Genomic DNA, 13,722 nt, shown 5'->3' on the forward strand with positions numbered 1-13,722 from the left:
CGCCCCACACCCCCCCCCCCCCCCCCCCCCCCCTTCCCCCCCCCCACCCCCCCCCCCCCCCCCCCCCCCCCCCCCCCCCCCCCCCCCCAGGTCCGGGGTTTTGTTCGTAAAGTTCTTTAACTAACTCGGTCCGAGACCTGGACAAGCATCTCGTGAATGAGTTACAACAGAGGGCATCGAGTGCTCGCCTGCCGCAGCGCACTGGACTCAGTGGAGTTGTCCCCTCAGCAACGTCGAGCGGGTGGAGCGCAGCGGTGGGAATCACGTGAAGACGTTCAGCGCCTTCTTGATGGCTGTGGTCGTTTCGGCGGCCGTCCTGTACTCGAGCTTCGAGGACACGGGCCAGTCCAGCACTCCCGACGCTCCGACCGCGACAGTGTCCGTCACCGACGAGGCCGGTGCGCCGGTCGCGGCCACCGTGGCCGCCGACGGCGCCACCGGACGGGCTTCGAGCGCGGGTCTCGCCCGGGTGCCACTGGGCAGCGGCCCCGCGCTCGCCGTGGTGTCCGCCCCGGGGTTCCTCGCCGAACCCGTCCCGCTCGGACTGGCGGACGTCGGCCGCACTGTGCCCGTGCGGCTGCTGTCCGACCACGGCGGAAAGCGCTTCGCCGTGCATTCCGCGGGTGACGTCATGTTCGGCCGCCGTTACCAGGACGCCCCGGGCACCCCGCTGATCCCCGGCGCCGACGCCGCCCGGGGCGCGGCGGACGTCGTCGCGGCCGTGGCCCCCGCGTTCCGGCTCGGCGACCTGCGCACGGTCAACCTGGAGACGGTCGTCAGCTCCGCCCCGCCGGAAGCTTCGTACCCGGGCAAGCGGTTCATCCTCCAGTCACCGCCCGCCACGACCGAAGGGCTCGAACGGCTCGGCGTCGACGTCCCGTCGCTGGCCAACAACCACACCCGCGACCTCCAGGACACCGGGGTGGCCGACACCACGAAGACCCTGACCTCGGCGGGTTTCCCGATCGTCGGGCTCGCCGACGGCGACCGGCCGCAACCGGCGTACCACACGCAGGTGCACGGCACGGACGTGACGATGCTGTCCTACACCAGTGTGGACGGCAGCTTCGTCAACAACAGCTATCCCCACACCGGCGCCGGCGCCGAGGCTTGGCAGCACGAGCTCCGCCACTGGCGGTTCGGCTCTCGCGTGCCCGACGCCGCCCGGACCATCGGCGACGCCTGGCGCCTGTACCAAAAGCTCGAGCCGAAGCTGACCGCGGCCGAATCCGGTCCGATGTGGACTTCGCTCACCCTGGTCTACCCCGAGCTGCAGGACTGGGTGGCCGGACGCGGGCACAGCGGCCCGGCGCCGTGGAACCCGGCGACGTCCCCCGCCGAGATCACCGCCGCGAAACGCGGGCTCACGATCGTCCAGCTGCACTCCGGGTTCCAGTTCCAGACCGCCTCGGCGAAACCGGCGCGGGACATGGCCCGCGCCGCGATCGACGCGGGCGCGGACATCGTCATCTGCCACCACCCGCACGTCCTGCAGGGAATGGAGTGGTACAAGGGGCACCTGATCGCCTACAGCATGGGCAACTTCGTCTTCGACCAGGACTTCCTCGCCACCTTCTCCAGTGCCTTCCTGCGCACGGTCTGGGAAGGCAACCGGCTCGTCGAAGCGCGGCTCGTGCCGGTCGAGATCGACGGCTACCGGCCCGCGGTCGCCACCGGCGCCGCGGCCCGGCGCACGGTGAACGGTGTCTGGGCCGCGGGCCTGCGGGACGCGCAGACCCAGCGCGCGAAGGACCGGAGCGTCGTGACCACGCCGATGACGCGGGACGCGGACTCCCGCCCGGCGCAGTTCCGGTTCGACCACGGCACCGCGCGGATCACCGCCGACCCGCCCCCGGAACAGCGGGTCGCGGTCACGGTTCCGGCGCACCGCGAGGCGCCCGTCCCGGGCGGCGGGCTCGTGCGCCCGGACCCCGGCGGGCCGCCGGGCCTGGCGGTCGGCCGTGACCTGTTCGGCTGGGGGCACTTCGAAGACAACACCGCCGACGGGGTCGCGAGCGGGGCGACGCACTGGCCCGCGAGCGCCGGGCCAGTCGTCGGGAGCGGCGCCCTCGGCGCGGCCGGCCACCTGCGGGCCGGCGGCCGGCCCGCGCACCCGGTCGCGCGGGTCACGCTGCCCCGGCACCGGGAGCAGGCGCCGGACGGCTCCCCGCTGGACCCCGAGCCCACCTACAGCGTCCGCGCCCGGGTGCGGGCGCCGGCCGGGACCACGGCGTTGCTGCGGGTCGCGGCCTACCACTTCGACGACAGCGATCCGACCGAAGCCCCGGACTCCCGGCTCCTGCGCACGGTGGACCGCACAGTCGCGGTTCCGGCCGACGGCGCCTGGCACGAGATCTCCGCCGACCTCTCCCCCGCCGACCTCGACCGCGACGGCGTCCAGGCGAACATGGCCCTGCTCTACGCCGGGGCGGGCCCCGGAACCGGGCTCGTCGACGTCGACGACCTGGAGCTCGTCGAATGGCGGCCGGTCGCCGGGCTGCCGCCCGAATGGGCTCCCTACGACTACGTCCGCAATCCGGGTGGCACTCCCGCGAACGCCGTCTTCAGTGAACTGAAAGCCGAGCCGCAACCATGAAACCCTTGCTGTCACTGGCCGTCGCCGCACTGGCAGTCCTTTTCGGACTTCCAGCCCAGGCGGCCCCGCCCGCGTACCACTACGAGCGTGCCGCGGACCCGGCACGCACCCTCGTCGTGAACAGCGCCGGCGTCACCGTCGCGACCCTGACCGACGGCGCCCGGACGGCCGTCTTCCGCAGCCCCGCCCGGACGTTCGCCGAGCCGGCGGCCACCACCGCGACCGTGTCCACCCAGGACCGGGTCCGCCTCGCCCCGCGGGCCTGGCACCTCGGCGGGGAAACCGACGGCGAGCTGGGCGCGTGGCTCGCGAACACCCTGGCGGGCAGCCTGCCCGACGACGGTTCCGACGTCCTCGACCTCGCGATGCAGTACCGCCGAGACACCCCGGACCTGGTCACCGGCGCCGGGGTCCGCTACGCCGGCCGCGCCTTCTTCGGGCCGGTGGTCGGCGGCAAACGGGTCACCGGCTCGGACTTCGTCGACTACCTCGGGGTGCCCTGGACCTACGACGACGGTGTGGTGCAGGAGCCCGATGCCCTGCACAAGGACGCGTTGGACTGCAGCGGGTTCCTGCGGATGGTGTTCGGCTACCGGGCCGGCTACCCGCTCGGGCGGGAGCCGGCCCCCGGGCGGCTGCCCCGGCAGGTCGGGGACATCGCGACAGCCGGACCGGGCACGGTCGTCGTCGCCGACACCGGCGCCGCGCCCCCGGCGGCCCAGCTCGCCCGGCTGCTGCCCGGCGACCTGCTGTTGTTCGACCTGGACCCCGAAGACGGCCCGGTGCTCGACCACTCCGGCATCTACCTCGGCCTCGATTCGGCCGGGCAGCCGCGGTTCGTCTCCCGCCGCAAGTTCCACAACGGCCCGACGATGGGCGACACCAACGGCGCGTCGGTGCTCACCGGGACCGGGGTGTTCGCCCGTGTCTTCCGGCTGGCCCGGCGGCTCTGACCCGCTCGTCACCGACGGGCCACGCGTGATCGCCGGGCCGGTCTCGAGCGGGAACCCGTGCTGCGGCAGGCCAAGCGGCTCGCCCGAGCACGACCCGGCGCGGACCCGGCCGACTTTCGTCGGACCTTTCCGTGTGGTTTTTACCCACCGTGTCCCGTTTGGGGGATTTACCACTGACCGTTCGGTGGGAAACAAACCTTCGTCGGTGGTGCCGCCCTCGCGGAAGCTGGATCGTCTCGCGGTGTTCCACCGTGACACTCCCCTCTCGCCAGTCTTCTCCCCCAAGACGTCCCGGAGGATTTTGATGACTTCCCGGAAGAAACTCGCCGGCTTCACCGCGTTCGCCTCGGCCGCGCTGGCGTGCGCGCTGTGCGTGCCGGCCGCCCACGCCGCGCCGCTGTCGGCCGAAGCCGCGTTCACGCTCGCGCAGAGCAACGCGATGGCGCAGGCCGACCAGGTGACCGGCGCGCTGGGCGCCGCGTCGGGCGGTTACTACCTCGACAACGGCAAGGCGATCGTCAACGTGACGACCGACGCCGACGCCAAGAAGGTCGAAGCGGCCGGGCTCACCGCCAAGAAGGTCGCGCACACCTTCGCCGCCCTGACCGGCGTCAAGGAGGCTCTGGACAACGTCCGCAACGTGCCGCAGACCGCCTGGGGCATCGACACTTCCACCAACCAGGTCGTGGTGACCATCTTCTCGGCCGCCACGAAGGCCACCGCGGACAAGGTCACCACCGCCGCGAAGCAGTACGGCGACAGCGCCCGCGTCGAGTACCAGACGGGCAAGCTGGAGCTGTACATCGCCGACGGCGACGCCATCCAGAACAGCCAGGGCCGCTGCTCGCTCGGCTTCAACGTCAAGCGCGGCAGCACCCCGTACCTGCTCACCGCCGGGCACTGCACCAACCTCGGCGGCACCTGGAGCGGCGGCGACGTCAGCGGCGCCCGGGTCGTCGAAAGCGACTGCCCCGGCGCGGACTCCGGTCTGCTGACCCGCCCGAACGGCACCGGTCCCGGCCGCATCAACACCGGCCAGGCCATCACCAGCGCGGCCGCGCCGAAGGTCGGCGAGCGCATCTCGAAGCAGGGCTCGACCACCGGCGGCGGCACCGGCCAGGTGACGTCGGTCGACCAGTCGGTCAACTTCGACGTCGGCGTCCTCAACCACGAGTTCGGCACCACCGCCCACACCGACCACGGTGACTCCGGCGGCCCGGCGTACGACGGCTCCAAGGGTCTCGGCACCCTGTCCGGCGGGAACACCACGGTCAGCTACTTCTACCCGCTGACCCGGGAGCTCTCCGCCTACGGCCTCACCCTGGCCTGACGCGCCACCCGTGGCGCCGCTCCCGGTGGGGCGGCGCCACGGTTCGCGTGTGCCCGCGGATCGGGGAAGGATGGTGTCATGACCGACACCGCCGTGCCGCCCGCCGTCCAGCGGATGATCGACGCGACCAACCGCGGGGACGACGCCGCGTTCGTCGACGCCTTCGGCGAGGACGCCTACCTCAACGACTGGGGCCGCGAGTTCCGCGGGAAGGACGGCGCCGCGAGCTGGAACTCCACCGACAACATCGGTGTCGGCGCGCGGTTCGAGCTCCGTGGCGTCCGGCCCGGTGAGGCCGAAGGTGACTATCTGGTCGACCTGACGGTGACCAGCCGGCGGTTCAACGGCGACGGGACCTTCGAGATCCGGATCAGCGACGGCCTGATCACCCGCCTCGTCATCAGCTGAGGCGACCCGGCGCCATGATCAGTAGCCTGGTGCCGTGGCCGACTCCGATTCTCCCGACCCCGCCGCCGACGCACCTGGGGAGCACCCGGGCCCGGCCGGGCGGCGCCGCGCGCGCAAGAAGCGGCCGTTCTGGCAGGAGCTGCCGATCCTGCTGGTGGTCGCGCTGGTGCTGACCATCCTCATCCAGCAGTTCGTCGCCAAGGTCTTCATGATCCCGTCGGAGTCGATGGAGACCACGCTGCACGGCTGCACCGGCTGCTTCGGCGACCGGGTGCTGGTCGACCGCGTCACCTACGACTTCACCGGCCCCTCCCTCGGCGACGTCATCGTGTTCCGGGGCCCGCGGTCGTGGACCGAGAACGAGATCGCCCCACCGGAACCGGCGAACTTCGTCACCAAGGCGCTGCGCGAAGCCGGGTCGCTGGTCGGCTTCGCCCCGCCGGACGAGCGCGACTTCGTCAAGCGGGTCATCGCCGTCGGTGGGCAGACCGTGCAGTGCTGTGATCCCCAGGGCCGCGTCCTGGTGGACGGCAAGCCGCTCGACGAGCCGTACGTCCGGCCGCTCCCCGCCGACAGCCCGGGGCAGACGTTCGGCCCGGTCACCGTCCCCGCGGGCCGGCTCTGGGTGATGGGTGACAACCGCGGGAACTCGTGTGATTCGCGCTGCCAGGGCGGTGGCGGTCTCAACGGCACCGTGCCCGTCTCGGACGTCATCGGCAAGGTGCGCCTGATCGTGCTGCCGCCGTCGCGCTGGAACACCGTGACCGCGCGCTGATCCTCAGCCGGCCGCGGTCAGGCTGAGGGCGAGCGTGCCCGTCGCGGTGTAGTCGTCGGCCGGCTCGTTGGTCGCCCACGTCAGGATGTTGTCCAGGTAGCGCGACGTCGTCGAGTCGTACGTCTTGTACGACGGGTCGCTGCATTCCCGGTAGCCGTCGGGCAGCGGGTCGATGGTGTCGAACTGGCCGGCGCCGGTCGGGCCGTTGGCCACGCCGCCGACCGCGACCGCGCCGGAGCCGGTGAGGCTGCCCGCGAGGTTGGCGACCTGGTTGTGCACGCACTTCGGCCAGGTGCTGCCTTCGCCGATCATCATCGAGATCCCCCACGCGTTCGAGCCCAGGACGTACCCGCGCTGCTGGGTGGCGAAGGCGTCGTAGTCGTGCTTGCCGGTCAGCCGGCCGTACAGCAGCGCCGTGGTCAGCAGGCCGAACGCGTGGGTGGCGCCGTCGCCCTGCGAGACCGGGACGCCGGTGCGGAACGGGCTCTTGGCCGCCTGCGCCGTGCCGCCGGACAGCTGGCGGGCCAGGTCGGCGGTCAGCTGGGCCTCGGTGACGGCCAGTTTCGGCGTGCCCGCCTGCCGCAGCAGGCCGGTCAGGTCGGCGTGCGCGAGGGCGCTGACGTCATAGAGGTTGAGCGAGTCCTGGTCACCACTGGCGAGGTAGGACTTCGCGTACTTGCCCGCGTCGGTCGCCCAGCCGGCGGCGCGGCTGTCACCGAGTGCCTTGGCTGCCAGGGACAGTTCGGTCGCGCCCAGCTCCAGGTCGTCGAGGTACGACGACTCCGGGTAGTACCCGTGCGGGAAGACCGAGACGATGCTGCCGCCGCCGGTGTTGGCGCGCGCGTAGATCGCCGCCGCCGTCGTCAGGTACTGCGTGGCCTTCGCCCGGTCCGTGGCCGCCAGGTTCTGGGCCGCCAGCGCGAACGTCGCGGCCACGCGCCCGGCCAGGTTCGGGCTGATCTTCGCGCCGGGCTTGTTCGCCGCGAACACCGGGCGGTACTTGATGAAGTAGCCCGGGTCGCCGGCCTTGACGTCGAGCGCGTCGTCGGCTTCCGGCAGCCGCCACACTTCGTGGTCGCCGACAAAGCCGTCCTTCGTGCTGCCGACGCCGATGCCGACCTGCGCGTAGAGGACCCCGTGCTCGGCGTCCCACATCTTGTCGAGGTAGTCCAGGCCGAACCGCGCCTCCGCGGCGAGCGACGCGCTCGGGTGGGATCGCTGGGACAGCAGCAGGTTGGCCACCGTGTAGGAGGTGGTCGCGGTGAACTTCAGGAAGTCACCCGCGTCGAACCAGCCGCCCGAGGCGTCGACGGTGGCGCCCGTCTTCGTCAGCTCCCCCGTGATGGTCTCGTCGTCGAACTTCGGCACGTCGTAGACCGCGGCCGTCCGGTCGGTGAGGTGGCTCGCCTTGCGGTTCATGGGGCCGGGGACGACGTCCGATCCGTCCCGCTGCAGCTGGAAGAACTTCACCGTGTCCTCGACCAGCGGAGCGAACAGCGCGCTCGCGGTGTCCACCTTGAAGCTCGGCGAGACCGTGTCCCCCACCTTGATCCGGTAGGTGCCGGCCGTCCGCACCGCGGAGAGGTCGATCGGGTAGACGGCCGGGTAGGCCGAGCTCCACTTCCCGGTGCCCGCACCGACCTTGCCGGTCAGCACCGGCCGGCCCGCGGGGTCGACGACGGTGAACGCGGCCCCGGCGTTCGCCGTGGTGCCCATCAGGTAGGCGGCCTTGGTTTCCCCGGTCGAGTAGCCGACCTGGTCCACCCGGATCCGGACGGCGGTCGCCGCCGCGGCGGGTGGGAAGCTCACTGACACGACCGCGGCCAGCACCGCGACCGCCGCTGTTCCGAGACGCATGGGTCCTCCGGGGCAAGGGCGGCGGCCGATGGTTAGGAAAGTTTCCTAACCATGTCGGAAAGTACCGCCCCACCGGAGCACCGGTCAACGGCCCGGACCGATTCCTTTCCCGGCCCGGGCAGCGCGGCGGCCTCCCTGGCGGCGCGGCGCGGCTGCTCGGCGATGCCGATGGGCCGGCGGACCTACGACTTCTTCTCCCGGCAGTGGCCCGGGGACGCGCCAAGCACACGGAAGCTGCTCGACGCGGGCCCGGGCGCCGACCCGGGCCTGGTGTCCCTGCGCTACCGGCCGCGACGGACCTGACCGGCTACTTCTGCCACTGCCCCGGCCTGGGCACGCCCGGCAGCGCCGTGGTGTTCGTCCAGCTGGTCTGCGGGTTGGCCAAGCCACCACCGGGCTGCTTCCACAGCTGGAGGTTGATCGGGCGGCCGCTCTCCATCGCCGCGGCGAAGGAGTGGTGGCCGTCGCCGGCGAGCTTGAGCTGGTTGGAGCCCGGCGGGTAGTAGACCTTGACGTCCAAGGGCGTGTCCATCAGCCCGTCCTGCTTCCACTTCGCGATCTTGTCGTCGATCACGCCTTGGAAGACGTGCTCCTGCATCGGGGTCACGTCGCCGTAGTTGCTGCCGCTGATCTTCTGCGGCTCCGGCTTGAACGTGTACTCCCCCTGCAGCTTGCTCGGCGCGCCCGGGCCCGGCTGGTGGAAGTCGGCCTTGCCCGGCGGCGGCGTCGGCGCCGGGTTGCCCGCGGTGCCCGGCGCGCCGCCCGAGTCCGGCTTCGGGTGCGACGGCCCGGGGGTGTCCGGCTTCGGCTCCGGCGCGGCCGGCGTGTCGGGCTTCGGTTTCGGCTTGGGCGGCACGATCGGCTTGCCGTCCGGCCCGAGCTCCGGCTTCGGCTTCGGTTTCGGCTTGGGCGGCACGATGGGCCTGCCGTTCGGCCCGAGCTCCGGCTTCGGCTTGGGAGTGCTGCCGCCCGTGTTGCCGGCGTCGTGCCCGCCCCTCGGGGTCTGCGGAGCACCCCCGCCCGCGGACTGCGAGCTGGTGGAGCAGTTCATCAGGCCCAGCGCGTCGAACTCCGCGTACGGGTCGGGCACGTAGGCGTACGGGTCCGGCCCCGGTTCGAGACCGAGCGGGTCCTGGCTCAGGTACCGCGCCGTCGCCGGGTCGTAGTAGCGGAAGACGTTGTAGTGCAGGCCCGTTTCGGCGTCGGCGTACTGGCCGGGGAACCGCAGCGGTGTCGGCGCCGCGGTCAGCTCCCGGCCGTGCGCGGTGCGGCGGCTGGTCCACACCAGCCCGCCGCGCTCGTCGAGCAGGTCGGTCGGGGTGCCGACGGCGTCGGTGACGAACGTGCGCACCCGCGTGCCCTGCGCGTCCCGCTCCCGCTGGGCGACCGGCGTCACCGTGCCGGGCAGGTGGTCCCACGTCACGACCCGGCCGGGGCCGGCCTCCTCGACGAGCGTCGTGCCGTCCCAGGTGTAGATCGTGGTGGCGGTGCTGCCGTCGGCGCCGTGGCGGGTCTTGCCGATGCGGCGGCCGAGCGGGTCGTAGTGGTAGCGCCACACCGTGCCGTCCGGCGTGGCCGCGGCCGTGAGGCGGTCGCCGGACCACGTGAACCTCAGCGCGCCTTGGGCGACCCGCCGCCCATAGCCGTCCTCGGTGACCGCGAGGTCCGCGGGCGGCAGCAACGTGCCGGTGGGGTCGTACCGGTACTCCTCACGACCGTGCGCCGCGGTGACGCCGACGACGCGCCCGGCGACGTCCCGGGTCACCGTCGTCGCGCCGGCGACGTCGTCGCGCAGCGCCGACAGCGTCCCGTTCGCCTGGTAGCCGAACGACCGCCGCTGCACCGGGACGCTCCCGGCGACGACGGTCTGGCCGAGCAGCTCCCCGTTGCCGCCGAAGGTCTGGCCGAGCTGGGCCGCCCCGTCGTGACGGCTGACCACGCGGGACGCGGTGTCGTGGCGGTAGACGATCGCCTGCCCGCCCGCGAGCAGCCCGACCGGCCGGTCGAGGTCGTCGAAGAACCAGGTGCTCTCGGCGCCGCCCGGGGTGCGGCGGTGGAGGTAGCCCGACTCGTCGTACTCGAACGTCACGCTGCGGCCGTCGACGGTCTCGCGGACGACGCGGCCCAGCGCGTCCCGCTCGAACTCCACAGTGGACTCGCCGTTCGCGGCGTGCGCCAGGTGGCCGACGGGGTCGTAGCGGTAGGTGGTGGTGCGGTCCGGCGCGCGCACCTCGACGAGGTTGCCGATGAGGTCGTGCCGGTAGGTCGTCACCAGCCCGGCGGGATCGGTGGCGCGGACCAGCTGCCCGGCCGCGTCGTAGGCGTAGGTGCGGGTGCGTCCGGCGAAGTCCGTCTGGGCCTGCAGGCGGCCCAGCTCGTCGTAGCGGTAGTGCCAGGTGCGGCCCTGCGGGTTGGTCACCGAGGTCAGGCGCAGCTCGGTGTCGTAACCGTAGACCGTCCGCGCGCCCGAGGGCTCGACCAGGGCGGTGAGCACGTCGAACGGGCCGTACTCGCGGCGGGTGACCCGGCCGAGCTCGTCGACGTGCTCGGTCTCGTTGCCTTCCCCGTCGTAGCGCCAGAAAGCCCGCTCCTGCCGCGGCCCGACCCGCCCGGCCCGGCGGCCTTCGACGGTCCAGCTCAGCGCGACCGCCCCGGCCGCCGTCGGCCGGCCGAACTGGTCGGGCTCCACCCCCTCGGGAGCGGGCGGCTCGTCATCGCCGCCCAGCGAGATCGACGTCGCGACGCCCACCGGGGTGGTGCGCGGGTCCGGCGCGGTGTCCTCGTACCGGCGGCGCCAGCTGGTCTCTCCACTGTGGACGGTGATCGTGGCGCCCTCGAGCAGCACCACCGAGCCGTCGGGGCGGTGCACCTCGGCCGGCTCGCCGTCCTCGTCGTAGCCGTAGCGCGAGGTGCGGCCGAGCGGATCGGTGCGGGAAAGCAGCCGGTCGTAACGGTCCCATTCGGAGCGGGTCACGCCGCCGATCGGATCGACCTCGCGCACGACCTGGTGTGCGTCGTTGAGGTGGAACTCCGTGACGTGCCCGAGCGAGTCGGTGTGGCGGGTGACGCGGTCGCCGTAGGTGAAGGCGCCGCTGAGGAAACCGCCGTCGCCGGTGGTGCGGACGCACCGGCCCAGGTGGTCGTAGGTGTAGGCGTAGTGGACGTCGTTGCGGTCCCGCCACGCCGTCAGCCGGCCGGCCTCGTCGTACTCGAACCGCTGCGCCTGCCCGGAGGAGTTCGTCACCGCGGCCAGGTGGCCCTGCGGGGAGTAGTCGAAACGCAGCGCCGTGACGTCCGGCAGGCCTTCGCCGAGGACGACCAGCTCGGTGACACGGCCACGCCGGGTCCGCAGCGCGACGCGGACGCCGTCGTCACGGCGCAGCAGCGTGGGAGTGCCGAAGTCGTCGTAGAAGACCTCGACCCGCTGCTCCCCCTCGAACGCGCGCAGCGGCACCACCCGCCCGGTGCCGGAGAACTCCAGCACGGTGTCGTCGGTGGTCAGGGTGTACGTGTCGCCGTCCCGGGTCAGCGGCCAGCGCGCGCCCTCCAGTGGCAGCTGCTCACCGCGGGGGTAGACGAGGATCATGCCCGTGGGCGAGAAGTAGCAGACGTGCTCGTCGTCGACCTCGAGCCGCTGGTCCACAGTGGACGACCAGGAGACGCCGAACCAGTGGCCCGCCCGGTAGGTCGACACGTGCGTGCGCGCCAGCACGAGCGAGCCGAGCTCGAGGTCGCGCTGTTCGAGGATCACCTCGCCGCTCGCGACGTCGACGGGGTCGTCCTTGCAGACGCGGTTGTCGGGGCCCGGGGCGGTGTCGCGCGGGTTGTCCGGCTTGTTCGACGACGGCGTGGTGCCGTTGCCGTTGCCGCCGGGCGAGCCGTTCGAGCCGTTGCCGTGGCCGCCGCCGGAGCCGCCGGGCGTGCCGTCGCCGTTGGCGCCCGAGCCGGACGGCGACGTGGTGTCGTTCTTGGGTGGCGGCCCGTCGTTCTTCGGCGGGTCCCCGTGCGCGCCGGAGGTGGTGGTGCTGTCGCCGTTCCCGCCACCCTTGGGTTTGGGTTCCGGTGCCTTCGGCGTGCCGTCGATCTTCGGGGCCTTCGGCGGCGGGGCCGCCTTGCCGCCGGTCTTGAGGCCCTTCAACGCCTTCGCGGCGTCGTCGAAGAGCGAGCCGGCCTTCTTCAGCAGCGGGATGAGCGCCTTGAGGGCCTTGACGAGCCGGGTGACGAGGTCGGCGATCTTGGACGCCGTCTTGGCGACCGCCGCGATCACCTGCGGGACGACCCAGGTCAGGCCGATGCCGAGGGTGAACACGACCTGCAGCGCCCAGCTGATCAGGTGCCCGACCAGCTCGGCGATGATGTCGCGCACCAGCGACCGGACCGCGCCGACGACCTCGCCCGCGGTCTTCACCCCGCTGGACGCGCCCTCGCAGCCCTTTTGGGCGCTTTCCAGCAGGGTGACGGTGTCCTGCGAGCGCTGCCGGTAGGCGTCGGCCGCCGGGCCCGTCCACGACTGGAGGTCGGCCTTGACCATGTCCCCGAGGTCGGTGCCGACGCTCTGCAGCTCACCGGCGATGTTCTTCCAGGTCTGCGACTGGGCCGCGATCTCGTCGGCGTTGCCGGTGAGGCCGTTGAGCGCCTCCTTCAGCGGGCCGACGTGCTCGATCAGCCACCCCACGCCGGCGGCGAGGATCGCGCCGAAGGGGTCCATGGCCATCGAGAGGGCATCGAGGGCCGTGCCGACCGCGCCCATCGCGACCGACGCCCAGTCGCCGCTCTCGATGGCGGACTTCAGGTCGTTCGCCGTCTCCAGCAGGGAGATCCCGGAGTACGCCTTCGTCGAGTCCTGCGTCGGCGCGACCAGCGGGTTGCTCATGGGAAGGGACCATCCTCGTCGCAGAGACAGTCACGGGCTCACCGTGGCCGGCCCGAGATCGTTTCCCAAGCTACCAATCCCCCGGGGCCGGCCGCCGGGACCTCCGGTCCGGTTGCCCGATCGCACACCCACGATGTCCTTTTGGACGCTTCCCCCCGAGCCCCGTCAGCTCGCGCAGCTTTCACGTGAAAGCTACGCCCGGCGGCGGTACTGGGCTTTTCCCGAGGGTCAGGGCTTCTCGAAGTGCTGGTAGTCGATCGGGGTGTCCCAGGACCCGCCCCAGGTCCAGCCGCGGGTGGTGAACGCCTGCTCGGTCGGGTCGCCGGCGTGGATCATGCCCGGCGCGCGCTGCGTGCGGTCGACGTACGGCGCGCCGTTGGGCGGGTAGACCGCGCCGCTGCCGGAGATGTACGGGTTCTGCACGGTGTTGATGTCGATCGCGCGGCCGTAGGAGTGGTTGGACCAGGAGGTGCCCCCGGTGATCGCCCGGCAGTTGAACGCCGACGTGTTGTTCGCCGCCATCGAGGCGTCGTCGTCGGAGTTGTACTTCTCCACGGTCTCCATCCGCTCGATGGGGAACCGGCCGAAGTACAGGTCGGCGAAGGTGTACGCGACCTCGACGGCGCGGTCGGCGTTGACGACCAGCTCACCCTGGTGCGCCGCGCCGTCGAAGCCGAAGAAGGTCAGGCTCACCAGCCGCAGCTGGTCGGGCCCGACCGGGCAGCCCTCGTGCCAGCTGGACGCGAGCCGCTGCGCGGTGACCGGCTTGATGACGGCGATGAAGGGACGGAGCCCGCTGTTGGCCGGCGCGGCGAGCTCCACGGTCTGGCCCGGCGTGGGGGGGGGGGGGGGGGGGGGGGGGGGGGGGGGGGGGGGGGGGGGGGGGGGGGGGGGGGGGGGGGGGGGGGGGAGGGGGGGGGGGGGGGGGGG

General features: G+C 72.5%; 8 protein-coding genes and 1 pseudogene. 6 read left to right on the forward strand and 3 right to left on the reverse strand.

Features of this window, described 5'->3' with window-relative positions; translation table 11 throughout:
- The first annotated feature begins 265 nt into the window (after positions 1-265).
- The 5 genes and pseudogenes from ACZ61C_RS37235 to lepB all read left to right on the forward strand — a co-directional run.
- Positions 266-2,596 (forward strand): CapA family protein, encoded by a 2,331-nt coding sequence (locus ACZ61C_RS37235; RefSeq protein ID WP_465312600.1) that lies wholly within the window; start codon positions 266-268, stop codon positions 2,594-2,596.
- Complete coding sequence (locus ACZ61C_RS37240; RefSeq protein WP_465312601.1) at positions 2,593-3,549, forward strand: NlpC/P60 family protein; 957 nt, start codon at positions 2,593-2,595, stop codon at positions 3,547-3,549. Before ACZ61C_RS37235 ends, ACZ61C_RS37240 begins: the two co-directional genes overlap by 4 nt.
- 304 nt (positions 3,550-3,853) lie before the next feature.
- Positions 3,854-4,879, forward strand: a complete 1,026-nt coding sequence (locus tag ACZ61C_RS37245) for a S1 family peptidase (RefSeq protein ID WP_465312602.1) — start codon at positions 3,854-3,856, stop codon at positions 4,877-4,879.
- A gap of 78 nt (positions 4,880-4,957) precedes the next feature.
- Positions 4,958-5,287 (forward strand): nuclear transport factor 2 family protein, encoded by a 330-nt coding sequence (locus ACZ61C_RS37250; protein WP_465312603.1) that lies wholly within the window; start codon positions 4,958-4,960, stop codon positions 5,285-5,287.
- Positions 5,288-5,321: 34 nt separating this feature from the next.
- A pseudogene (gene lepB / locus ACZ61C_RS37255) lies at positions 5,322-6,053 on the forward strand (signal peptidase I); the annotation flags it as partial.
- Between the two features lie 12 nt (positions 6,054-6,065).
- Here lepB and ACZ61C_RS37260 read toward each other — a convergent pair.
- Positions 6,066-7,919, reverse strand: a complete 1,854-nt coding sequence (locus tag ACZ61C_RS37260) for a glycoside hydrolase family 9 protein (protein ID WP_465312604.1) — start codon at positions 7,917-7,919, stop codon at positions 6,066-6,068.
- Between the two features lie 51 nt (positions 7,920-7,970).
- Between ACZ61C_RS37260 and ACZ61C_RS37265 the strand changes: the two genes are divergently transcribed.
- Positions 7,971-8,222, forward strand: coding sequence for a hypothetical protein (locus ACZ61C_RS37265; RefSeq protein WP_465312605.1), 252 nt, complete (start codon positions 7,971-7,973; stop codon positions 8,220-8,222).
- Between the two features lie 4 nt (positions 8,223-8,226).
- Here the strand turns inward: ACZ61C_RS37265 and ACZ61C_RS37270 are convergent, their stop codons facing one another.
- Positions 8,227-12,792 (reverse strand): RHS repeat-associated core domain-containing protein, encoded by a 4,566-nt coding sequence (locus tag ACZ61C_RS37270; RefSeq protein ID WP_465312606.1) that lies wholly within the window; start codon positions 12,790-12,792, stop codon positions 8,227-8,229.
- 228 nt (positions 12,793-13,020) lie between these two features.
- Complete coding sequence (locus ACZ61C_RS37275) at positions 13,021-13,614, reverse strand: M15 family metallopeptidase (RefSeq protein ID WP_465312607.1); 594 nt, start codon at positions 13,612-13,614, stop codon at positions 13,021-13,023.
- Positions 13,615-13,722: the final 108 nt, after the last annotated feature.

It is taken from the genome of Amycolatopsis sp. NPDC104587, from assembly GCF_055583645.1.